This is a genomic window from Polyangium mundeleinium, from assembly GCF_028369105.1.
Lineage (GTDB): Bacteria > Myxococcota_A > Polyangia > Polyangiales > Polyangiaceae > Polyangium > Polyangium mundeleinium.
In genome coordinates this window covers 2,805,503-2,826,816 of the sequence record NZ_JAQNDO010000001.1, presented here as the reverse complement: position 1 = coordinate 2,826,816, position 21,314 = coordinate 2,805,503, and the positions used below count along the sequence as shown (strand labels likewise).

The window sequence follows — 21,314 nt, the reverse complement described above, 5'->3', positions numbered from 1 at the left end:
AGTATCCCGCCGCTTTATGCTCGTGCTGGAGGTAACGCAGGGGATCGCTGCGGGTCGAACGTTCGAGGTCGGCGAGGAGGTCGTTCGCATCGGGCGCGCTCCATCGAACGACGTCGTGCTCGAAGACCAGCACGTCTCCGGGGAGCATGCGCGCATCGTCGTCGGCGCCGATCGCGCCGCGCTGCACGACCTGCGCTCGACGAACGGCACGACGCTCGTCCGGAGTGACGAGCGCAAGCGCGTGACGCCCGAGACCGGGCCCGTCGAGCTCGAGTCCGGCGACGTCGTCGAGCTCGGCACCGGCGACAACGTGGCCGCGCTGCGCGTCACCCTCTCCGACGACGGCGACAAAGCCCGCGTCGTGCAGATCAAGCCGATCGAAGAGATCGTCCCCGCCGCCGCGGCGATCGAGCGTGATCCCGGCCTGCTCTCGAAGCTCTACGCCGCGCAGAAGCGCATCGGCGCGGGCAGCGATCTCGATCAGGTCCTCATCGAGGTCGCCGACGCCTCGCTCTTCCTCGTCCCGAGCGCGACGCACGCCACCGTCATCCTGCGCGACGACGAAGACGGCCGGGATCCCGGCGCCGCCGCCTACGTGCCCGTCATGACCCGCGTGCGCCTCGCGAACGGCGCGGGCGGCCCGCCGCGCGGCCCCGTGCCCGTCGCGCGCAGCGTCTATCGCAAGGTCGTCAAGGAGCGCGCCGCTGTGCTCGCCGCCGACGCGCCCACCGACGTCGGCCGCACCGAGTCCATCATGGGCGCCTCCATCCGCAGCACCATCGGCGTCCCCCTCTTCCGCGGCGAGGACATCATCGGCGTCCTCCAGATCGACAACCGCAGCGCGCCCGGCATGCTCCACGCGCACGACGTCGAGCTCCTCGGCGTCCTCGCGTACAACGCCTCGCTCGCCGTTGCGAACGCGCGCCTCATCAAGCGCCTCGTCTCGGCCGAGGAGCGCTTGCAGAAGGAGAACACCTTCTTGAAGGGCCGCGAGGAGAAGCGCCGCGGCGGCAAGGACGTCGTCATCATCGGCCAGAGCGAGCCGATGCAGCGTGTCCTCACGCAGATCCAGAAGGTCGTGAACACGCGCGTCACCGTCCTGCTCGAAGGCGAGACCGGCACGGGCAAGGAGGTCATGGCGGCGCGCATCCATTACGGCTCGAACCGCCGCGACAAGCTCTTCGTCGCGCAGAACTGCGCCGCGCTCACCGAGACGCTCCTCGAGAGCGAGCTCTTCGGCCACAAGAAGGGCTCGTTCACGGGCGCGACCGAGGACAAGAAGGGCCTCTTCGAGATCGCCGACGGCGGCACCCTCTTCCTCGACGAGATCACCGAGACGCCGCTCTCCTTGCAATCGAAGCTCCTGCGCGCGCTGCAGGAGGGCGAGATCCGCCCCGTCGGCGCCACGACCCCGAAGCACGTCAACGTGCGAATCGTGACCGCGACGAACCGAAACCTCGAAGAAGAGGTCCGGAAGGGCCGCTTCCGCGAGGATCTCTACTATCGCCTGAGCCAGTTCCCGCTCCGCCTGCCGCCGCTCCGCGAGCGCCGTGAGGACATTCCGCTGCTCGCCTCGCATTTCCTCCAGCGGTACGCCGAGGAGCTCGGCAAGCACGTGGGCGGCTTCAGCCAGCAGGCGATGGAGCTCATGGTGGCCTACGACTGGCCCGGCAACGTGCGTGAGCTCCAGAACGAGGTCCAGCGCATCGTGATCCAGCTCGATCCCGGCGCGTTCGCCACGCCCGACCTCCTCTCGCCGCGAATCCGCCAGGTCGAGGGCCTCGTCAACCGCGCGGGCGTCACGCGCGGCACGCTCAAGGACATGATGGACGTCGTGGAGAAATACCTCCTCCTCGAGGCCCTGCGCGATCACAACAACAACAAGACGAACGCCGCCAAGACCCTCGGCATCACGCGCGAGGGCCTGCACAAGAAGCTCCGCCAATACGGCATCTGATCCAGCGTATTGCCGGGACAACCCCCGCAGGTTTGTCGCGCAGGGATCTGTCCGGGCCCCATGCCTCGCGCCCCGCGCTCCGTTCGTCGGGGCCCGTCGTGGGCACGCCGGCCTTGAGGGGGAAGCGTACCTCGGTTACGCTTGCTCCCAACGATGTACAGCATCGAGAGCCACGTCGGCAGGCTGATCGAGGTCCGGTTCTGGTCGCCGGTCGGTGAGGGAGAAGCCATTGGCTGGCGTCGTGATCATGACGCCATGCTCCAGTCGGTGCTCGGGAGCTACATCGTCTTCGTCGATTTGAGCGACGCGAACGTCTTCCCGCCCGACATGGTGGAGGCGTACGTCGCGACGATGCGGAACGAGCCGCGCCTGCTCCGCGCGGCCCTGGTCCTCAGCGCGAGCCCCACGCTCTCGCTCCAGATGCAGCGAATCCTCCGCGACGCCTTCCACCCGCAGCGCCGCGCGTTCCGCGAGGTGCGTGAGGCCGAGAACTTTCTCGGTGACATCGTGAGCCTGCCCGAGCGGGCGCGGCTGCGCGAGGTCATCGAGCGGCGCGAGCAGGGCGGCCCGATCAGCGCGCAGCCGGTGAGCACCGGCATCCCGCAGAGCGCGGGCACGCCGCCGAGCCTGCGGGGTCCGGTCAGCGGACGCACGCCGACGCCGGCCACCGTGCGGATTCCGGTCATCCCCCGTTCGCCCTCGGGCGGCCACGGCGACGGGTGACCTCGCCGCACGCTTCCTCGCGGGGGACGCTGCTCGCGGCGCTCTCCGCGGGGGCCACCGGGGGCCTCGGGGCCACCCTCGCCGACGCAATCTTGCTCGTCCTCCGCTCGCGCACGCCGCCCGCGCCCTTGCGTGAGATCGCGGGCGCGATCGCCGCCGCAGGCGCCGCCTATCTCGGCGCGGGCTTGCTCGGCGGCGCCGCGTTCGCCCTCGCGGCCGTCCTCGCGCGAAGAGGTGCCTCCACGCCCGATTCCCCCGAGGCGCGCGCCCGGCGTGTCGATCGGCTCACCGCGCTCCTCCTCGTCGGTGGTTTGTCCTTGACGCTCATCGCCGTGACGAACCACGCCACCACGCTGCCGGCCACGCTCAAGCGGCATGTGTTCGTCGCGGCGGGCGTGCTCCTCGCCGCGGCGGCGTTTGCCCTCGCGTTTGGCCTCGCGCGGCGCGCCGTGGACCTCGCCCTCTCCCTCTTCGCGGCCCGGCGCTGGGCCCTCCCTGTCCTCCTTGCCACGGGCGAGCTTGCCGCGATCCTCTCCTTTTTGCGCGCGCCGTATTCGCAGCAGACGTACGTCGCGCTCGTCGCCGCCTCGTTCGGGGTCGCCTGCCTCGCCTGCATCTCGCTCCTCCGCCGCATTTCGCGCCGCGCGCAGGCCGCCCTCTCCCTCGGCGCGCTCGCCTGGGTCGCCGCGATATCCATCACGGGCACCTCGGCGCGCGGCTACCACCTCCTCCGCATGGGCCGCACCTTGCCCTCGGCCTTCCTGCGCGAGCTGCCGCGCCTTCGCCCCGAGCCTTTCGCCGACGAGCTCACGCGCGCCGTCACCCTCGCCACAGCCCCGCCGCCCACGACCCCGGCAGTCGCAGAGCCTCCCGCGCCGAATGCCCCCACGACGCGTGACGACATCCTCCTCGTCACCATCGATACCCTCCGCGCCGATCGCCTTTATGGCCCGGCCGGGGTCATCGATACCCACATGCCTGCGTTTTCCGCGCTCGCGGCCGAGAGCGTCGTCTTCCGCCACGCCTACGCGTCCGCGCCGGCCACGATTGGCGCCGTCACGCGGATCATGACGGGCAAACCCGAGCGCGACCTCGTCCACCTCGCCGTCCGCAGCAGCGTCGCCGCCCCGCTCTCCCCCGATACGAACACGGTTGCGCGCCGCCTCGGCGCCCTCGGGTACGAGACCGTCGCCCTCGTCGGCGGCCGCCTCATCTCGTATTACCCTTCCCTCGCGCTTGGTTTTTCCCGGGTCGTCGAGGAAAACGGCCGCGCCCCGCTCCGCGCGCCGGACCTCGTGGACGCGTTCACCCGCATAGCTTCCCGCCCCGACCGCCGCGCGCCCCTCTTCACCTGGATCCATTTCATGGAGCCGCACGATCACGCGCAGCTCCCGCAGCCGATCCCCACCGGATACGCCGAAGCCGTCCGCCTCGTCGACGCCGAGCTCGGCCGCCTCGTCTCCTTTCTACGCGCCTCGCCCCGCTGGAGCGCGACCACGCTCCTCGTGCTCGCGGATCACGGCGAAGGGCTCGGCGAGCGGGGCCTCGTCCATCACGGCCTCGCGCATCCGCTCCACATCACCATTCCGTTCGTCGCGCGTTTTCCCGGCGTTGCGCCGCGGGTCGAGGCGTCCGCCGTGGGTCACGTCGACGTGGCGCCCACCCTCCTCGCCGCGGCGGGCGTCCTCGACGCGAATCTCCCCGGTCGCCCGTTGCAGGTTTCTCCTGGGGGCTCGGAGGGATTGACGCGCTCGATTGTCTTCGAGAACGTGGGGTATGCCGAGACGGCGATCCCCATGGAGATCGGTGTCGTCCGCTTTCCGTGGTTTTATTCGTTCGACGTCCGCGCGCGGCGGAGCGTGCTCGTCGATCTCGAAGCGGATCCCGAGGGGTACTTCAATCTCGCAGACGAGCGCCCCGAGGAGGCGGCTCACCTCGCCGAGAGCCTCGCCGGTTCGCTCCGCTGACGCCGCCTGCCTTCACGTCCCCGTCTTGCGCAGCGGCACCTCGTGTGCCTCCACCTCCCCTTCCGAAATGACCTCGGCCACCTCGCGCCGGATCGTCGCGCTCACCGGCGCCTCGGTCTCCTCGGTCGCCCGCATGACGACGATCTCCTCCGTCACCACCGACCGCTTCTGGATATCGACCACCTCCTCGCGAATCGGAATGACGATCGATTCTTCCTGAAATTCCTTCCCCGCGCTGGCGTCGCTGCGCGCGCGCTCTGCGGCGACGGGCACGCGCTCGACCGTCACCACCTCGCGCTTCACGGGCACCGAGAGCTGCCGCTCCTCCGTCACCACGTCTTTGTGAATGCGCACCTCCCCCACCTGCTCGGTGTGTGTCGTCGCCTGCACCTGTTCCTCGTGCAACGACAACCGGGCAGCCTCCTCCGTCCGCTCGGCTTCTTCGAGCCGCAACGCGGACTGGAGCGGCTCCTGGTGCGTCAGGCCGCGCGACGAAAGCACCCCGCCCTCGATGCTGAGCTCTTCCCGGCGCTTCAAGAGCACGAGCGTGTCTTCGCGGACCTCCGCGATGTCATCGCAGGAAATCATGTAATCTTTCGGGAAGAAAAATCCTTTCTCCACCACGAAGTCGTCCGCCTGGACCGACACCACCTTGCCGAGCTTGTGCCCGTCCACGGTGCGGACCTCCATCCCTTCCCGAACTTGATCGACGAACGGGTTCGCCATGATGCGCGCCTCCTTCGCAAAGGGTTGCGACCGATCGATCGCACGCGAAGACCGTGGTCCGCGGCGACCGTTCCGGGTGGAAACTGCAATGCGCGTGCCCGCAATGGGGACGGCCGGGCACGCGTGACGGGCGGGCCCATGCTCGACAGACGACGTCGGCCCTCGTCCTCGTCTGTTCGACGCCGCGACAAGCCAGCGCGGCAGGGCAAGCGCGAAGACCTCTGCGCAGCCTCCGGGGAGGGGAGAGCGCGCCAAGCCTTGGCGCCGCGGCTCTCCGGTGATAAGGGCCGGCCCTGCTTCGGAGGCACCCGGCCGCGGGCCGCCCCGACGCGCCGGAGGTGTTCTCACACATGATCGTTGGCGTGATCGGCTCGGGATCGATCGGCCCGGATCTGGCGTACGGCTTCGTATCCGCCATCGCCAGGGAAGGTGGCCGCGTCTATTTGCACGACATCAAGCAAGAGGCGCTCGACGCGGGCATGGCTCGTATCGGGACCTACGTGGCGAAGGCCCTCGCCCGCGGCAAGCTCTCCGAGAGCGCCGCGCGCGCGGTAAAAGAGGCCCTCGTCCCGACCCTCTCCCTCGCGGACCTCGCCGCGTGTGATTACGTCCTCGAGGCCGCGACCGAGGATCTTCCCATCAAGCGCAAGATCATCGCCGCGCTGGAAGCCACGGTCCGGCCCGACTGCCTGATCGGCTTTGCCACGAGCGGCATCCCGCGCGCCGAGATCGCGAAAGGGACGAAGCACCCCGAACGTTGCTTCGTGAACCACCCCTTTTATCCCGCGTGGCGCGCTCTCCCGGTCGAGGTCGTCCTCTCGGGCGACGACGCGTTCGGCGAGCGGATGCTCCGCACGCTGGAGAAGCTCGGCAAGGTCCCCATCATCACGGCCGACGTCGCGTGTTTCGCGGCCGATGACATTTTCTGCAATTACGTCTCCGAGGCCGCGCGTATTGTCGCCGAGGGCGTGGCCACGCCGGCGCAGGTCGACGCGATCGTGAATGACGCGATCGGCGGCGGCGGCCCGCTCAATGTGATGGACTTGACCCGGGGCAACCTGCTCACGGTCCATTGCCAGGAGCTCATGCGTGATGCGCCCACGGGCAGCGCGTGGTTCGAGCCGCCCGCCATTCTGCGCGAGGTCGGCAATCGCCCCTGGCACGACCCGAAGAACCGCGGCGACGGCCGGTACGACGAGGCGCTCGGCAAGAAGGTCCTCGATCGCATCCTCGCCGTGCTCTTCGCGCGCACCTATTTCGTCGCCGACGAGACCATCTGCGCCCCCTCGGACCTCGACTGGCTCACGCGCATGTCGCTCGGCTTCCGCAAGGGCCTGCTCTCGCTCGCCGAGGAGTTCGGCATCGAGCGCGTGCACGCCGTGTGCACCACGTACGCCTCCGCGCACCCGGGATTCCACGTCCCGAAGAGCATCACCGAAAAGAACCTCCCGCGCTTCCGCAAGAACGTCGTCGTCGGGCGCGACGGCGACCTCGCGATCGTCTCGGTGCGCAGGCCCGAGGTGCGCAATGCGTTGAACCGCGAGACGCTCTCCGAAATCGAGGCGTCGATGAAGGAGCTCGCCGCGGACGACACGGTCAAAGGCGTGATCTTCACGAGCCAGGACGGCGCGCTCGCGGGCGCGGACATCGGCGAGCTCGCCTCGCTGAAGACGCCGGCCGATTGCGAGGGCATCTGCCATTTCGGCCACGCGGTGCTGGACACCATCGCCTCGATGAAAAAGCCCGTCGTGGCGGCGCTCAATGGCCCCGTCCTCGGCGGCGGCGCCGAGATTTCGATGGCGTGCCACGGCCGTGTCATCGGCCCGGAGCTCGTCCTCGGCCAGCCCGAGGTGAACCTCGGCATCATCCCCGGTTATGGCGGCACGCAACGATTGCCGCGGCTCATCGGCTTCGAGCGCGCGCTCGACCTCCTCCGCACGGGCCGCACGGTCGGCGCGAAGGAAGCACACGCCTGGGGCTGGGCGACGCTCGCACCCGTGAAGGATTTCCTCGGCGAGGCGAAGGCCCTCGTGCAGAAGCACCTCGCGGGCGAGATCAAGCTCGCGCCCGTCGATGCGGCCCCGATCGCGGTCCCCGACAAGCTCCCCGCCACGGACCTCGGCCACCATTCGCGGGCCATCGACGCGATTCTGGTCTCCGTCGTCCGCCGCGGCAATGCCTTGCCGCTCGCCGAGGGCCTCGCGCTCGAAGCGAAGGGCTTCGGGCAATGCAAGGAGACGGTCGACCTCGACATCGGCATGAAGAACTTCATCCAGAACGGCCCGCGTGTACCGGCGGCGTTCCTCCACGAATGAGATCGGAGCGTTCGATGAGCAAGGAGACCAGCATCGTCATCCTCGACGGCGGGCGTCGCACCCCGCGCGCCGACATCCTCGTGGACAACAAGGCCCCGGGCCTCTTCTCGCGTTTCTCCACGACCCAGCTCGGCGGCATGGCCATCAAGGCGACGCTCGGGCACACGAAGATCGACCCCAGCCTCGTGGGCCACGTGGTGATGGGCATGGCCCAGCACAGCCACCGGGACTCAATTTACGGCGCGCAAGGCATGCGCTGGCGCGGCGGCCTCGGCAAGGACGTCCCGGCCCTCACCGTGGCGCGTATCTGCGGCAGCGGCGCCGAGGCGATCTGCGTCGGCGCGGAGATCCTCCTCGCAGGCCTGCGCAACGACGAGGAGCGCCCGTTCACCGTCGTCGGCGGCGCCGAGAGCATGCAATACCCCTTCTGCCTCTACGATTACCGCGGCAAGAAGGTCGGCGCGGCGACGCAGAAATACGGCCCCATCGAGGCGAAGGGTCTGCCCGCAGGCACGCACCTGCAGGACATGCTCCTCATGAGCCTCTACGACCCGAGCGCGAAGCTGGCCATGGCAAACACGGCCGAGGAGCTCGGCCGTCGTTACGGCATCCAGCGCGAGGAGGCCGACGCCTTCGCCTATCGCTCCCATAAAAACGCGAAAGCCGCCCGCGACGCAGGCCATTTCGACGAGGAGATCGAGCCGGTCGCGCTCCCCGCAGACGACGGCGGGGATCCCACGATCCTGAAATACGACACGCACATCCTCGAAGATCCGAGCCCCGCGAAGATGGGGCGTCTGCCGCCTGCATTCGAGGCAGGCGGCATCATCACGGCGGGCAACGCGAGCGCAGTCGTCGACGGCGCAGCGGCGATGCTCATCGGCAAGGAGTCAGACGCCGAGCGTCACGACGCGCGCCCGCTCGCGCGCATCGCAGGCATGGGCGTGGCCGCATGCGACCCGCAAATCATGGGCTGGGGCCCCGTCCCCGCCGTGAAAAAAGCGCTCGCGAAGGCAGGCATCACGGGCAAGGACGTGGACATCGTCGAAATCAACGAAGCATTCGCCCCCCAAGCGCTCGCCTGCGTCCGCGATTTCGAGAAAATGGGCATCGACCCGGAGCGCGTAAACCCGATGGGCAACGCAATCGCACTCGGCCACCCACTCGGCGCAACAGGCGCGATCCTGACGCTCACGTGTGCCTACGCGCTCCGCCGGACGAAGAAGCGCTACGGCATCGTGACGATGTGCATCGGCGGCGGGCAGGGCATCGCGCTCGTGCTCGAGTCGATGGGCTGAGGCGTCTCACGCGTAGGCCGTCGCGCCGGGGCGCTGCCCCGGACCCCGCGGGGGCTGTTCGCCCCTCGACCCGAACCAGGCACGGCCTGGACCGGGGATGGAAGAACTGCGCGATGCGCAGTTCTTCCAACGGGCCGGTGGCAAGACCATGGAGCTGGGTTTCAAGCTGGCGTCGGTTCGATGAACTGCGCGATGCGCTGTTCATCGATGAGGCCGTGTCTTCCAGCTTGGAGGCCGAGCAAAAAGGCGACGGGGACGTGTGTGCGAGAGATGGGCGCACGGTCGGAAGAGACGACGTCGAGTCTCCGGAGGTACGACGTCGTGCCTCGGAGGGACGAGGACGTGTCTCTGGGGCGTGCGGCCGAGTCTCCGGAGGTACGAGGTCGTGCCTTGGAGGGACGAGGACGTGTCTCTGGGCAGTGCGGCCGAGTCTCCGAGGTACGAGGGCGTGCCTCGGAGGGACGAGGGCGTGTCTCTGGGCAGTGCGGCCGAGTCTCCGGAGGTACGAGGGCGTGCCTTGGAGGGACGAGGACGTGTCTCTGGGCAGTGCGGCCGAGTCTCCGGAGGTACGAGGGCGTGCCTTGGAGGGACGAGGACGTGTCTCTGGGCAGTGCGGCCGAGTCTCCGGAGGTACGAGGGCGTGCCTCGGAGGAACGAGGCCGTGCCTCTGGGCAGTGCGGCCGAGTCTCCGGAGGTACGAGGGCGTGCCGTTTGGAAGATGAGGCCACCGCCTCAGGACACGACGTCATGCGACGGGGCGTTGCCCATCGAGCTGTCCGCGCTTGGCTCTACAACTCGTCCTTCCCGCCCGTGAGCATCGCTTCCAGCCGATCGGCCTGCTCGGCGATGGCCATTGCGATGGTCACGAAGCGGGCTCGATCCAGCGCTCGCAGCGGATACCGCGCCACGATCGTGTAATGCTCGGCTCGTTCGCAGAGCGCGCCCACGTCGAGCGAGCGGCTTCGGCGCAGCGCCTCCTCTGGCGTGAGACGATTCTTGGGACAAACGGGGCTCTCCAGCGTCACCCACGTTCCTTCGCTGCCGCTCTCCTCCTCGAAGCGCGGCGTGTGCGCGTGTGCGAGCAGGCCTTGCGTTCGCCCTACTGGTTTTTGCCAGGCGACTGTCACGCCGAAGGCTGTCTCGCCGCGCCCGTCCAGCGAGAACAGGTGGCGTGCGCGACGCGCGAGATCGTCGAAGGATGCCGGTTTGCTCCACGGATCCACGTCTGCTTCGGTCGCTTCCTCTTCCTCGACGTCCTCGCCTGCGGCCACTGCGGCGAGGTCTCGCACGCTTGCGAGCATGGCCTCGGCGATTGCGAAAATGGCGGGCAACACGGCGCCCGAATCCCGCGGGTCGATGACGAGGGACACGGTCTGGCCGTCGAATCGCACCGAGAGCGTCCCGATGCGCAGCTCCTCTCCGGCGGACTCGGGCAGGAGGGAGGGACCGAGCTCGATGTCGACGTCGAGCCCTTGCGGGGCTTCTTGCTCCATGTCGACGATGGCCCGCGCGATGCGTGCGTCCGGGAAAAAGGCCATGGCCTCCTCCAGGCTTGCGAGTGCGTGGGCTGGGGAGAACCGAGCGTAGGGCAGCGTGAAGCAGAACGGACGGGGCATGGTTTTCTCTCAGGAACGGGCGAGCTTGCCTTCTTCGATGGCCAGACCGAGGATGTCTGCCTGCTCGGCGAGCGCGAGCGAGATCTCCAGGAACAAGGACGCGTCGAGCGCGCGCACGGGATAACTCGTCGTGAGGAGGTACGTCTCGCCGTCGAGGGACATCTGGAAATCGGCGGCCGTGTTGATGCCGACCGCCTCGGCTGGCGCGAGCGCCGCGAGCGGGCAAACTTCGCATTCGAGCGCCACCCACGACGCGCCTGCGCCCTCGCCTACTGCGAATGTGGGCTCGAATGCGCGGACGCGGACGCCCTTCTTGCGGGGCGGCTCCTCCCAGGAGACCGTGAATGAAAAGGACGCCTCGTCCCCTTCCACGGCCCCGAACGTCCGCACGGCGACGACACGGAGCGATTCGAAGGCTTCTCCGACCTCGTCCTCGATTTCGTCTTCCTCGTCCTCGTCCTCGTCCTCGTCCTCGTCCTCGTCCTCGTCCTCGTCCTCGTCCTCGTCCTCGTCGTCCTCGTCTTCTTCGTCCTCGTCTTCGTCTTCCTCGTCGAATTCCTCGTCCTCGTCTTCTTCGTCTTCTTCGTCTTCCTCGTTTTCGTCCTCGTCCTCGGCGATCACCTCGAGGCGGCGCAGGACGTCCTCGACGATCTTGACGAGCACCGGCATCACGAAGGCGTTTCGTTCGAGGTCCACGGCGAGCGTCGTCTCTTCGCCTTCGGCGGAGAGCGTGATCTCGGCGCTCGGGGCGTCCTCCTCTTCCGGCAATTCGGGATCGTCGGGCGCGCGGTGGTGCTCGACGAGTGGGCGCGGCAGGGCGATCTCGATGCCGCAGAGGGGTTCGTCGGGATCGTCGGCGGCGTCGAGCTCGACGAACGTGACGCGGGCGCCGGGGAACGCGGCGAGCGACTGCTCCAGCGTGAGGAGGAATCGCGGCAGCTCCAGGCCCTCGAAGGGCAGGGTGAAGGTCGACCAGTTCGACATGAGCGGGCGCGGAGGATACACCTTCGCGGCCCGACGTCACGCGCGAACGGCCCGCGCCGCGCGGTGAAGCGCGCCCGCGATGGTGAGGCGCGCATCCGAATCCCGAACGAGGTGGAGGAGCAAACCGACCTGGCCCCCGGGCCGCAATGTTATGTTCCCCTCCGGCACGTGCCACGCGCGCAGAAGCTCGCGCCCGAGCGTGGCCGGGAGAAACGGGTCCGAAAGCCCGAGCACGGCGTGAATACGCTCCGGCGGAATGCCTGGCTCGCTTGGGGGATCAAAGACATCCCGTAAACAAGCGAGGGCCTCGCGTGTCCAGCCTGCTTCCAGGATCGCCTGGGACAGACCCATTCGTTCGGCGAGGGGCGCGTCGAGGATCGCCTCGTCGAGCCGGAGGGCCGCGCCGGCGAGGAAGACGGCGTCGGGGCGCATCCCGCGGGGGAAACTCCGCGCGCGGCCACAAACCGCCTGCGCCACGAGCGCCCCGATGCTCGTGCCCCCGATGCCGACCACGGACGAACCGAGCTCGCGGGCCCACGCAATGAGCACCGCCATTTCCTGGGCGCCGGCTGCGCACAAACGAAAGAGCCCTTCGGGCCCTGCCGAAAGGCTCGCCTCGCCGCTCGCCTTTCCGGCGGGCGCGCGCCTCCCGTGCCAGGGCAGCGCGAGCAGGACCACGCGATGCCCCCGCGCGGCGAGCCCTCGCCCCATGGCCTCCTCCTCGGGCCAATACACGTCATCGTCGCAGGCCGTGAAAAGGCCGCCTGCGTAAATGAACGTCGCCGCGACCTCCTCGCGCCGCTCCGGCTCGAAGACGCGGGCGTGAACGAGGTCGCCGATGCGCGAGGGCGAACGAAACCGGATCAGGTATTCGGGTCCGACGGGCCCCGGCAGCGCGCGGGACCGCTCGATCGGAGGCAGCTCCGCGGGCAATGCATACAAAAGCTCCGGCCGCGCGAGCTCCCGCGCCCACCGCGCCGCGACCTCGCCGGGCGAGGGCACGTGAAAAGCGATCGGATCAAATTGGATCTTTTCAGCAAAAAACCCGAGCGTTCGCTGGGGGACGAGGCACCGCCGCGCGCGCACGCGCCGCTCGATTTCCAGCCGGATGAGCTCCTCGCGCCCGGGCGACGGCCAGGGTTCGCCCCATACGGCGCGCTCCCAGCGGCGCGTGATGTCCTCCCGCGCCATGCGCACTCGTGCGAATTGCGTCAGCCCCCGGGCGAGGCGGCGCCGCATCGTCGTCGGGACCTCGCCCTTCACGCCGAGGCGCGCGATCAATTCGTCCGCGTCGGACGAGCCGAGGGCCGCGGCCATGGCGCCGAGGCGCAGGAGGCGCAGCTCGAACGGCAGACGTTCCAGCTTGAATCGTTCGTACGTGGGCGTATCGAGCAGGGCCCCGAGCGGGGAGCTGATCAGCCGGTGCACGGTCGGGGTCGGGAGCCGCGCTCGCATGAGACAGGTCTCCCCACCATGCACGCGGCTTGCCGCCGCGTGTTGGGCCGGAAAGGCCCCCTTGTCGGAAAAATGCGCCGGCGGCAAACCTATACCGCCCGCAAAGCACGCAATCGTGCATGTTCTCGGTAGAGGCGCGCGATGCATCCGACGTAGGATCGACGCCATGCAAAATCGCTCGGCTTTCGTGACGGCGTCCCTCGCGCTCCTTTCTTTTCTCGCGCTCGGCGCCTGCACTGGCGTCATCGGCGGGACCGATGACGGCGAAGGCCCGGACCAAGGCGATGGGGGTTCAGCGGGAATGCAAAATGGCCCTGCGAGCAGCAGCGCAGGCAGCGCAGGCGACGCGGGCGGCGGCAGTGCGGGCGGCGGCGGCGCGGGGAGTGCAGGCGCGGGCGGCGCGGGGCAAGGCGCCGGGGGTGGAGGCGCCTCTTCCACGGCGAGCTCCGGCGGCGGCGTCGGCTGCGGGGACGGGACGTGCGGCGGCGGCGAGAGCTGCGAGACGTGCCCGAAGGATTGCGGCGCGTGTTGTGGCAATGGAGTTTGCAGCGGCGCCGAGACGTGCATGAACTGCGCCTCCGATTGTGGCGCGTGCGCGATGTGCGCGGGCGCCGGCGAGGCCACGACGGCGCTCGATGTCGAGGAGAAGGGATTTTTGGCGATCCTGAACGATTACCGTGCGTCGAACAACCTGCCGCCGCTCGCGGCGTGCACCTCGCTGAACCGCGCCGCGCAGGGGCACAGCGAGGACATGCGCGACCAGAATTATTTCTCGCACACCGGCCAGAACGGCTCGGGCTTCAGCGACCGCGCGTGCGACGCCTGCTACGACCATGCGTGTCCCGTGCAGACCGCGATGGGCGAGAACATCGCCGCGGGCAACAGCACCGCCGACGCGGTGTTCACGCAATGGAAGAACTCGTCCGGGCACAACGCGAACATGCTCGGCAGCTCGTACACGGTGATCGGCATCGGCCGCGCGACCGGCGGCGGCGATTACGGCGTGTACTGGACGACGGTCTTCGGCGGAGCGACGGAGGCGAGCTGCAACTGAGCCCTCACGTAACCACGCGGAGCCGTGTTTTCGGCTGGAATGAGGCGTGGCTGCCGGTCTGCGGGACGCGCATCTCGGGATTCTGCGCGCGCGGCGCGGGCGCGCTCCAGACTGCGTAATCGGGCGGCAGCGGCCCCGGGAGCATCGGCTGCACGGTCCGTTCGAGGAGCTGAAACTCGTTGTGCGCTTCGAGCTCGAGCGGCAGGCCCCGCAGCGGCCCCGCCTGATCGAGCCACGCCTTCACCTTTTGCACGTTGCGCACGAGCACCCAGTGCTGGGGATCCTTGCGCCAGGCCTCCGTGAAGAGGTCTTGCATGTTCTTCCAGGCCGAGCGCCGGGCCGCGATCACCGCGAGCATGTTCAAGCAAAGCCCGGGCAAGGGGTGTCCGAGCTCGAGCGCCCGCGCCGCGTGCCGCTCGGCCGCATCCAGGTTGTTTTCCCGGTAATGGGCGCTCGCGCAGTCGAGGTGCGCGGCGTGGTGATCCCCGAGCCGCGCGAGGATCGCCTCGCACTCGGCCGCGCTCTCCCGGAAATGCTCGCGCAGGCCGCTGTTCTCGCGGAACCAGTCGCTCATGAGCTTCGTGTCCTCCTCGGAGGCGTCGAAGGGGACCTTGAGCTCCTGGAAATCCCCCGTGAAATACACCTCCGGATCGAGCCATCCGGTGGCCGTCGCCTCGTCGTAATCGTGCGTGCCAGGGTAAATGGAGAGGCACGAAAAGATGTATTGATGGGGCCGCGCGCGGTCGAGGAACGCGAGGGTCTCGCGGAACGTCTCGGCCGTCTCGCCGCGGTTGCCGAGCATCATGAAGTAACGGACCTTGATGCCGTATTTCTTCGCGAGCTCGGTCGAATCGATGATCTTCTGGACCGTGATCTTCTTGTCGACCGCCTTCAAAATCTTCGGCGAGCCGCTCTCCACGCCGAGCGAGAGCCGCTCGCAGCCCGCGAGGCGCATCTCGTAGAGCAACTCCTCGCCGAGCACGTCGACGCGCGTGTCGCAGCTCCACAAGAATCGAAGGTTCCGCTCCCGGATGCCGCGGCACAGGTCAAGGACGCGTTTTCGGTTCGTGGTGAACGTGTCGTCTTTGACCAAGATCATCTTCACGGGCAAACGCGCCACCGTCGTTTCGAGCACGTCGAGCACGTGCGACACCGATTGCCCCCGAAACCCGCGTCCCCAGGTGTTCTCGGCCCCGCAGAACGTGCAAGCCCACGGGCAGCCGCGGGACGTCATCAGGATGTGCGTGTCGAAAAACGCGTGCGGCGAGGCGAGCGTGTCGAGATCCTCGATCGACGCGCGGCTCGGCCCCATCTCCACGCGGCCTTCGAATCGATACGCCGCGCCCGCGAGCCCGCGCAAGCTGCGCCCCGCCGAGAGGCGATCCACGATCTCGAGGAACGTGATTTCACTCTCGCCGATCGTGGCGACGTCCACCTCGGGCCAGTGTTCGAGGATCTCCTTCGCGAACGGGCTCGCGTGGGGTCCCCCGACGACGATGGGCGCCTTCGGGCGGCGCGCGCGGATCGCCTTCGCGACGAGCGCGACGCCGCGGCGGTTCGCGGTCCAGCACGACATTGCGTAGAGATCGGCGTCGAGCGTGGAGAGCACCTCCTCGACCGTCGCCCACGTCATCGCCGAGAGGTTCAGGATCTTGACCTGATGACCGGCGCGAAGGGCCTGCGCCGCGATCGACAGCAGGCCATAGGGGATCTGGTAGAAGTCCGCGTCGAGATCTCCCTCGCGGTACTCGGCGGGCGGCCCGTCGCCGCGCATGTCGTACGGCTCGCCGCGAGCCGGGATCTTCCAGGGCGGGGGATACAGGAGCGCAATACGCATCGGTGCCTCTCGACGGACCGAGTGTAACGGGTCGCGAAGGAGCAGCGCCTCAAAAAATCACGCGCATCGCTCGGCCCGACCCGCCGGGTCCACGCCTGGAAGGCACAAAAAAGACGCGCCACGTGGACCTCGGGGGGGGGACAGGTCGACACGCGGCGCGCGAGGGAGTGGATAGCAGGGGGGCCCGGGGCGTGCAAGGGAGACGAACGCAGAACTCCGCGATTTCATTCGGCCTTCATGCCGGGCGGCAGCTCCCCGCTCCACACGGGGGCCGTGATCCATGCGGAGTGGCGAACGATAACGTACCGGCGGTGCGCACGAAATCGGCTTGCCTTCCTCGCTTCCGGACGCGGCGAGAGGTCTGGTAGCATCGGGAACCGATGGAATGCCCTCGTTGCAAGATCGACCTGACGAACGACCCCTACCGCGGCGCCGAAGACCGCCATCACCGCCGTGAGCGGCTCGAAACGATCGCTCACGAGGCCGGCGTGGAGCTCGATGGCTGCCGCGGATGCGGCGGCGTCTTCCTCGATCACGGCGAGCTCGCGAAAATCCAGATCGCCGCGTCGCACGGCGAAACGAAGCCGACGCGCACCCCGACGACGGCCCTCCAGCGCGTCTACGCGCGCGCCCGGGAGCACGGCGCGGGGACCGACGGAGAGGCCGTCGCCACGCTCGTTTGCCCGTCCTGCCGAGGCGAGATGGCCGCGCGCAACTGGGGCTTCGGCTCCGAGGTGACGGTCGACACGTGCATCGAGTGCCGCGGCGTATGGCTCGATTCCGGCGAGCTCGAGGCGCTCGAAGACCTCTTCCGTTAAAACCCGAGGCCGGCGTGCAAGCCGAGCTCGACCCATTCGAGGGGCACGTACACCGAATAGATCCCCCGATCGGCCGTGCTCTGCACGGCAACGTACCCCGCGTGCACGCCGACCCGGACGATCGCGGCGCTCAAATCGACCGCTGCGCCCAGGTCGTACGTGGGTCCGCGGACGTCCTGCTGCACGAGCGCGATCCCGTAATGGGCGAAGATCGAGGGCTGCACCATGCCGCGTAAGGCCAGGCGCCCGCCCACGACCCCGCGCATCGGGGTCTCGACCGCGTTCAGGCGCAGGTAGGATCCTCCGATCTCCGGGGTGATCGCGAAGGGCCCGAGGTTCGCGCGATATCCGATGCGGCCGCCGATGCCGCTGCCGACGTCGCCGATGGGGCCGGCGCCGCTGGTCACGACACCCACGTTCATATCGGCGCCCAGCGAAAGGCCAGCCCGGGCCGTGGAAGGGATGAACCCCACCACGCCCAGACCGGTGATCACGGAAATGAGGGAGAGGTTCCGGCGCATCTTTACCTCCAGGGACGGTCCTCGGCTGACGGAAGCATATCCGACGCCGCGCCGGGAGGCAGGCGGACCGAGCCCTGGAAGCACGTATCGGACTTCGATTCAGGCGGCCTCGGCCTTGGCCCAGTCCTCGACCTCGTAAAGGAAGCGCGTGCCGCCGATGAGCTTGCGGTTGTACGAGGTGCTCTGCACGAAGACCACGAACTTCTCCAGGCTCGCGGGCTTGATGCGCACGGTCGCGCCGGGCGGCAAACCGAGCATCTCGCGGGCGCGCTCGCCGCTGTAGAGATCGCCCGTCTTGCGGTCCATCAGCACCACCTCTTTGTGCCCCTGGATCGTCTCGGTCTTCATGAACTCGTAGAAGCCGCGGCCCGCCTTGAAGGCCAGGCCATTTTCCAGGACGAACTGCTTGATGGGCATGTCGCGGTCCACCTCGAGCGCCTGGAACCTGCCGCCCGGCACGGCGCGGAGGTCGGTGTCGCCGTATTCGGTGGACGCCTCGCGCTTCATCATCGTGCCGAACATCTTGTCGAGGCCGCGGTTCATGCGGCCCTGCTTCTTGACCTCGCGCTCGTAATCCTGGAGCTTCTCGTCGGACGATTGCTTGTAGCAAACCGCGAGGATCATGTCGGTCACGTAGGCGAACTGGTCGAGGCCGATGTGGAACCCGCCGCTCTTCCGCGCGAGCTCCGCGTAAAACGGCGTCGCGTGGCGGCGGCCGAGGCATTGCACGCCGTAGACCGGGATCCCGGCCGCGCCGAGCGCGTCGACCTCACTGCGCCAATCGAGCTTTTTCGGGTTCTGGTTCGGCCCGTGCGGCACGTCGTCGCCCATCAAAACGAAGACCTTCGTGTAGTTCTTGGTCCAGGACATCGAGCGGGCCTCGTGCAGGACGAGCTCGTAACACTCGGGCGCGTCGCCGCCGCCCGTGGGGCCGACCTTCTCCACGAAACGGACGATCGCGTCGCCGTCGTCGGTCAGGTCGAGGGCCTTCGTCACGTACGTCGAGCCGGCGTCGCAATAATCACCGTGGGCGATGATGCCGATCCGGATCCCCGGGATCTCCTTCATCAATCGCCGCACCGTCTCGCCGACCTTGCGCCGGACCTGCGTCAAGCAGGGGTACATGCTGCCGGTGGTGTCGAAAGAGAAGACGACCTCGATCCTGTTGTCGATCATAACCAAGCCCTCCGTTGGTCGCGACCGCGTCGCGATTGGTTCGTCCAATGTGCGCTCCTTCGACACGATTGTCCATTGACGATTCTTATGGGTCGGACATTGTTCGACCCGTGTTCGAGAATGGCGAACACGGAGGTCCAGGCGGACATTGTCCGTCACGGGATGGGCAAACGACGCAGCGGTGCGGCTTTGCAGGGGTACGGGCTTCCTGCTAGCGTCGGGGCGCCGGCCGTTCCGTCCGGGAATGGCAACCTTACTGGAAAGATCCTTGACGATGCGAACGAATCCCTTATCCCGCGCGCTCGCGATCTCGTTTTCCTTCGCCCTCGCCGCCCTGCTCGGCATCGGCTGTAGCTGCGAGGAGAACGAGTTCGACGGCGCGACCGCGTGCCAGAAGCTCGTCGACGCCGCGAACGGCGTGCTTCAGACCTGCAACAAGCCCGCCGTCGACGCGAATGACGTCTGCTTGGCTTCGACGGACGACTGCAGCAGCATTTCCGGCTGCTCCGCCAAGGTGGACGTCGACGCCTGCGTCAAGCTCATCCAGGCGAGAGACTGCGGCAGCGTGGAGCTCCGCGAGTACGCGTGGGGGACGGTTTGCACCGACGTGCTCGCCAACATCAAAACCTCCTGCGATCGGACGCGCACCGGCAGCGGCGACTCGGACGACGACTGAGCGTCCTCGACGTCGCGCGCGCCTCCCCTCCCCTTGCGGCCCTCGGCTTGCAAGGCGTATGAAGACGGCCCCTCCGGCCCTCTCCCCGCACGATGAGCCCCTCCCCCGCGATCGAGGTCCGTGACCTCTCGAAGCGCTTCGGCGACGTCGAGGCCGTCCGCGGCGTGAGCTTCACCGTGCAGGAAGGCGAGATCTTCGGGTTTCTCGGGCCAAACGGCGCCGGCAAGACCACGACGATCAAGATGCTCTGCACGCTGCTCGCGCCGACGAGCGGCGTCCTGCGGCTCGCCGGCCTCGACGTCACGAAGAGCCCCGAGGACGTGCGGCGAGCCATCGGCGTGATCTTTCAGGATCCGTCCCTCGACGATCGCCTCACCGCGGAGGAGAACCTCCTGCTCCACGCCGTCGTGTACGGCGTCCCCCGCGCCGAGCGCCGCGCGCGCCTCGACGAGGCCCTCGCGTTCGTGGATCTCGCGGCTCGAAAAAAGGATCTGGTGCGCACGTTCTCGGGCGGCATGAAGCGCAGGCTCGAGATCGCCCGCGGCCTCGTGCACCGGCCGCGCGTGCTCTTCCTCGATGAACCGACGACCGGGCTCGATCCACAAACGCGAAAAGCGACCTGGGAGGTGCTGCGCGGCCTGCGCGACCGAAACGGGATGACGTTGTTCCTGACGACCCATTACATGGACGAGGCCGAGCACTGCGATCGAATCGCGGTGATCGATCACGGGCGGATCGTGGCCGAGGACAGCCCCGAGGCGCTGAAACGCGCCGTGGGCAAGGACGTGGTCTTCGTGCGGACGAACGAGCCCGCGGCGCTCTGCGCAGTGCTCGCCGAGCGGTACGGCCTCACGCCGGATCGGACCGAGGAGGGGCTCAGCTTCCGCGTGGAGGACGGCGAGGCGTTCGTGGTGCAGCTCGTCTCCGAGGCACGCGTCGCCGTTACGGGCATCGCCGTGCGGCGCCCGACGCTGGACGACGTGTTCCTCGCCCTCACGGGTCGCCAGATCCGCAACGGCAACGGCGAGGCCGGGCGCGACGCGATGCGCGCCATGGCGCGGCGGAGATGAGCATGCGCGCGGAGGTCGTCTACCACCTCGCCCGCCGCGATGTCGTGAAGTTCCTGCGCGACCGGCAGAACCTCGTCGCGACGCTCGTGCGCCCGCTGCTCTGGATCCTGGCCGTCGGCTTCGGGCTCCGGAGGGCCTTCGACACGGGCGCGACCGGCGTCGATTTCGTCTCCTTCCTCGTGCCCGGCGTGGCCACGATGGCCGTGCTCTTCTCCAGCATGTTCTCCGCGATCTCGATCGTGTGGGACCGCGAGTTCGGCTTCCTGAAGGAGCTGCTCGTCGCGCCCGTCCCGCGCGCCACGCTGGTCCTCGCGAAGATGATCTCCGCCAGCGTGACGTCCCTCGTCGAGGTCTCGGTCGTGCTGCTCGTCGCGCCGCTCCTCGGCGCGCGGATCGATCCGCTCGGCGCGCTCTTCGCGATCCCCCTGCTCGTCGCCTTCGGCATGGCCGTGAGCGCGCTCGGGATCACCGTGGCCTCGCGCATGAAGACGTTCGAGGGCTTCGGCGGGATCGTGAACTTCCTGATCCAGCCGGTCTTTTTCTTCTCGGGCGCGCTCTATCCGCTCGACGGCCTGCCGCCCGCGCTCGCGGTCGTGGTGCGGCTGAACCCGATGTCGTACGCGGTCGACGCGACGCGGGGCCTCTGCGTCGGCGTGCACCATTTCCCGATCCTGCTCGACGTGGGCGTCGTGCTCGGGACGCTCGCCCTGGTGGGCGCGCTCGCGGTACGCTCGTTCTCGCGGATGCAGGCGTGACGCGCCGCGCCCGCCGTGCATGACCGCCGCAAGTTCTTGACGCGCGCGCCCGCGAATTCCATACGTCGAGGGGCGTCGTTCCATCAAAATGCGAATGCTTCCCCGCCGCCCTGCCCTCCCCGCCTTGCTCCTCGCCGTGACCCTCGCGCTCTCCGCAGCGGGCTGTGGACGCGCCTACAAGCGCGCGATGGAGCGCGGCGACACCTTCGCCCGCGCCGGCGACTGGGACGCCGCAGCCGCAGAGTACGAGCGCGCGACGCGCATCGATCCGGACGAGGCGTTGGCGCAGCAAAAGCTCGCGAACGCGCGGCGCAAGCAGTCGGAGGGGCGCACGGCCGAGAGCCGGGAGGCGCTCGGGCGCGGCGA

Annotated in this window: 17 protein-coding genes and 1 pseudogene; 11 read left to right on the top strand and 7 right to left on the bottom strand. The window is 68.6% G+C overall.

What is annotated here, in order from left to right; all coding sequences use genetic code 11:
• Nucleotides 1–16: 16 nt before the first annotated feature.
• The 3 genes from POL67_RS11530 (at nt 17) to POL67_RS53535 (ending at nt 4,647) form a co-directional block, all read left to right on the top strand.
• Nucleotides 17–1,957 carry a sigma 54-interacting transcriptional regulator gene (locus POL67_RS11530; protein ID WP_271917305.1) on the top strand — a complete coding sequence of 647 codons (1,941 nt, stop codon included), beginning with the start codon at nt 17–19 and terminating at the stop codon, nt 1,955–1,957.
• A gap of 153 nt (nt 1,958–2,110) precedes the next feature.
• Nucleotides 2,111–2,680, top strand: a complete 570-nt coding sequence (locus tag POL67_RS11525; RefSeq protein WP_271917304.1) for a hypothetical protein — start codon at nt 2,111–2,113, stop codon at nt 2,678–2,680.
• A complete protein-coding gene (locus tag POL67_RS53535) occupies nt 2,677–4,647 on the top strand; it encodes a sulfatase (RefSeq protein ID WP_271917303.1) in 1,971 nt (656 codons plus the stop codon). Before POL67_RS11525 ends, POL67_RS53535 begins: the two co-directional genes overlap by 4 nt.
• A 12-nt stretch (nt 4,648–4,659) precedes the next feature.
• On the opposite strand, the gene POL67_RS11515 is transcribed toward POL67_RS53535, so the two are convergent.
• Nucleotides 4,660–5,373 carry a YsnF/AvaK domain-containing protein gene (locus tag POL67_RS11515; RefSeq protein WP_271917302.1) on the bottom strand — a complete coding sequence of 238 codons (714 nt, stop codon included), beginning with the start codon at nt 5,371–5,373 and terminating at the stop codon, nt 4,660–4,662.
• Between the two features lie 350 nt (nt 5,374–5,723).
• Between POL67_RS11515 and POL67_RS11510 the strand changes: the two genes are divergently transcribed.
• Nucleotides 5,724–7,688 (top strand): 3-hydroxyacyl-CoA dehydrogenase/enoyl-CoA hydratase family protein, encoded by a 1,965-nt coding sequence (locus POL67_RS11510; protein ID WP_271917301.1) that lies wholly within the window; start codon nt 5,724–5,726, stop codon nt 7,686–7,688.
• Between the two features lie 14 nt (nt 7,689–7,702).
• On the top strand, nt 7,703–8,986 hold the full coding sequence (locus POL67_RS11505) for a thiolase family protein (protein ID WP_271917300.1): 1,284 nt from the start codon (nt 7,703–7,705) through the stop codon (nt 8,984–8,986).
• 788 nt (nt 8,987–9,774) lie between these two features.
• Here the strand turns inward: POL67_RS11505 and POL67_RS11500 are convergent.
• The 3 genes from POL67_RS11500 to POL67_RS11490 are packed head-to-tail and all read right to left on the bottom strand — an operon-like array spanning nt 9,775 to nt 13,041.
• Nucleotides 9,775–10,602, bottom strand: a complete 828-nt coding sequence (locus POL67_RS11500; RefSeq protein ID WP_271917299.1) for a hypothetical protein — start codon at nt 10,600–10,602, stop codon at nt 9,775–9,777.
• A 9-nt stretch (nt 10,603–10,611) separates the two neighbouring features.
• Nucleotides 10,612–11,586, bottom strand: coding sequence for a hypothetical protein (locus POL67_RS11495; RefSeq protein ID WP_271917298.1), 975 nt, complete (start codon nt 11,584–11,586; stop codon nt 10,612–10,614).
• 36 nt (nt 11,587–11,622) lie between these two features.
• Nucleotides 11,623–13,041, bottom strand: coding sequence for a hypothetical protein (locus POL67_RS11490; RefSeq protein WP_271917297.1), 1,419 nt, complete (start codon nt 13,039–13,041; stop codon nt 11,623–11,625).
• Nucleotides 13,042–13,207: 166 nt separating this feature from the next.
• On the opposite strand from POL67_RS11490, the gene POL67_RS11485 reads away from it, so the two are divergent.
• Nucleotides 13,208–14,095 carry a CAP domain-containing protein gene (locus POL67_RS11485; protein ID WP_271917296.1) on the top strand — a complete coding sequence of 296 codons (888 nt, stop codon included), beginning with the start codon at nt 13,208–13,210 and terminating at the stop codon, nt 14,093–14,095.
• A gap of 4 nt (nt 14,096–14,099) precedes the next feature.
• Here POL67_RS11485 and POL67_RS11480 read toward each other — a convergent pair whose 3' ends face one another.
• Complete coding sequence (locus POL67_RS11480) at nt 14,100–15,932, bottom strand: B12-binding domain-containing radical SAM protein (RefSeq protein WP_271917295.1); 1,833 nt, start codon at nt 15,930–15,932, stop codon at nt 14,100–14,102.
• 380 nt (nt 15,933–16,312) lie between these two features.
• On the opposite strand from POL67_RS11480, the gene POL67_RS11475 reads away from it, so the two are divergent.
• Nucleotides 16,313–16,750: a TFIIB-type zinc ribbon-containing protein gene (locus POL67_RS11475; protein WP_271917294.1), complete on the top strand. Its 438-nt coding sequence runs from the start codon at nt 16,313–16,315 to the stop codon at nt 16,748–16,750.
• On the opposite strand, the gene POL67_RS11470 is transcribed toward POL67_RS11475, so the two are convergent.
• Together POL67_RS11470 and POL67_RS11465 are read right to left on the bottom strand one after the other, a co-directional pair.
• A complete protein-coding gene (locus tag POL67_RS11470) occupies nt 16,747–17,271 on the bottom strand; it encodes a hypothetical protein (RefSeq protein WP_271917293.1) in 525 nt (174 codons plus the stop codon). The two genes, POL67_RS11475 and POL67_RS11470, sit on opposite strands and share 4 nt — an antisense overlap.
• 99 nt (nt 17,272–17,370) lie before the next feature.
• Nucleotides 17,371–18,447 (bottom strand): vWA domain-containing protein, encoded by a 1,077-nt coding sequence (locus POL67_RS11465; RefSeq protein WP_271917292.1) that lies wholly within the window; start codon nt 18,445–18,447, stop codon nt 17,371–17,373.
• A gap of 274 nt (nt 18,448–18,721) precedes the next feature.
• Here POL67_RS11465 and POL67_RS11460 point away from each other — a divergent pair, with 274 nt between their 5' ends.
• The 4 genes and pseudogenes from POL67_RS11460 to POL67_RS54190 all read left to right on the top strand — a co-directional run.
• Entirely contained in the window at nt 18,722–19,123 is a 402-nt protein-coding gene (locus tag POL67_RS11460) for a hypothetical protein (protein WP_271917291.1), read from the top strand.
• Between the two features lie 92 nt (nt 19,124–19,215).
• Nucleotides 19,216–20,193, top strand: a complete 978-nt coding sequence (locus POL67_RS11455) for an ATP-binding cassette domain-containing protein (protein WP_271917290.1) — start codon at nt 19,216–19,218, stop codon at nt 20,191–20,193.
• The gene (locus tag POL67_RS11450) at nt 20,190–20,948 is read left to right on the top strand and encodes an ABC transporter permease (protein ID WP_271917289.1); all 759 of its coding nucleotides are present in this window, start codon (nt 20,190–20,192) and stop codon (nt 20,946–20,948) included. Before POL67_RS11455 ends, POL67_RS11450 begins: the two co-directional genes overlap by 4 nt.
• An 88-nt stretch (nt 20,949–21,036) precedes the next feature.
• Nucleotides 21,037–21,252 (top strand): annotated as a pseudogene (locus tag POL67_RS54190) (tetratricopeptide repeat protein); the annotation flags it as partial.
• Between the last annotated feature and the right edge of the window lie 62 nt (nt 21,253–21,314).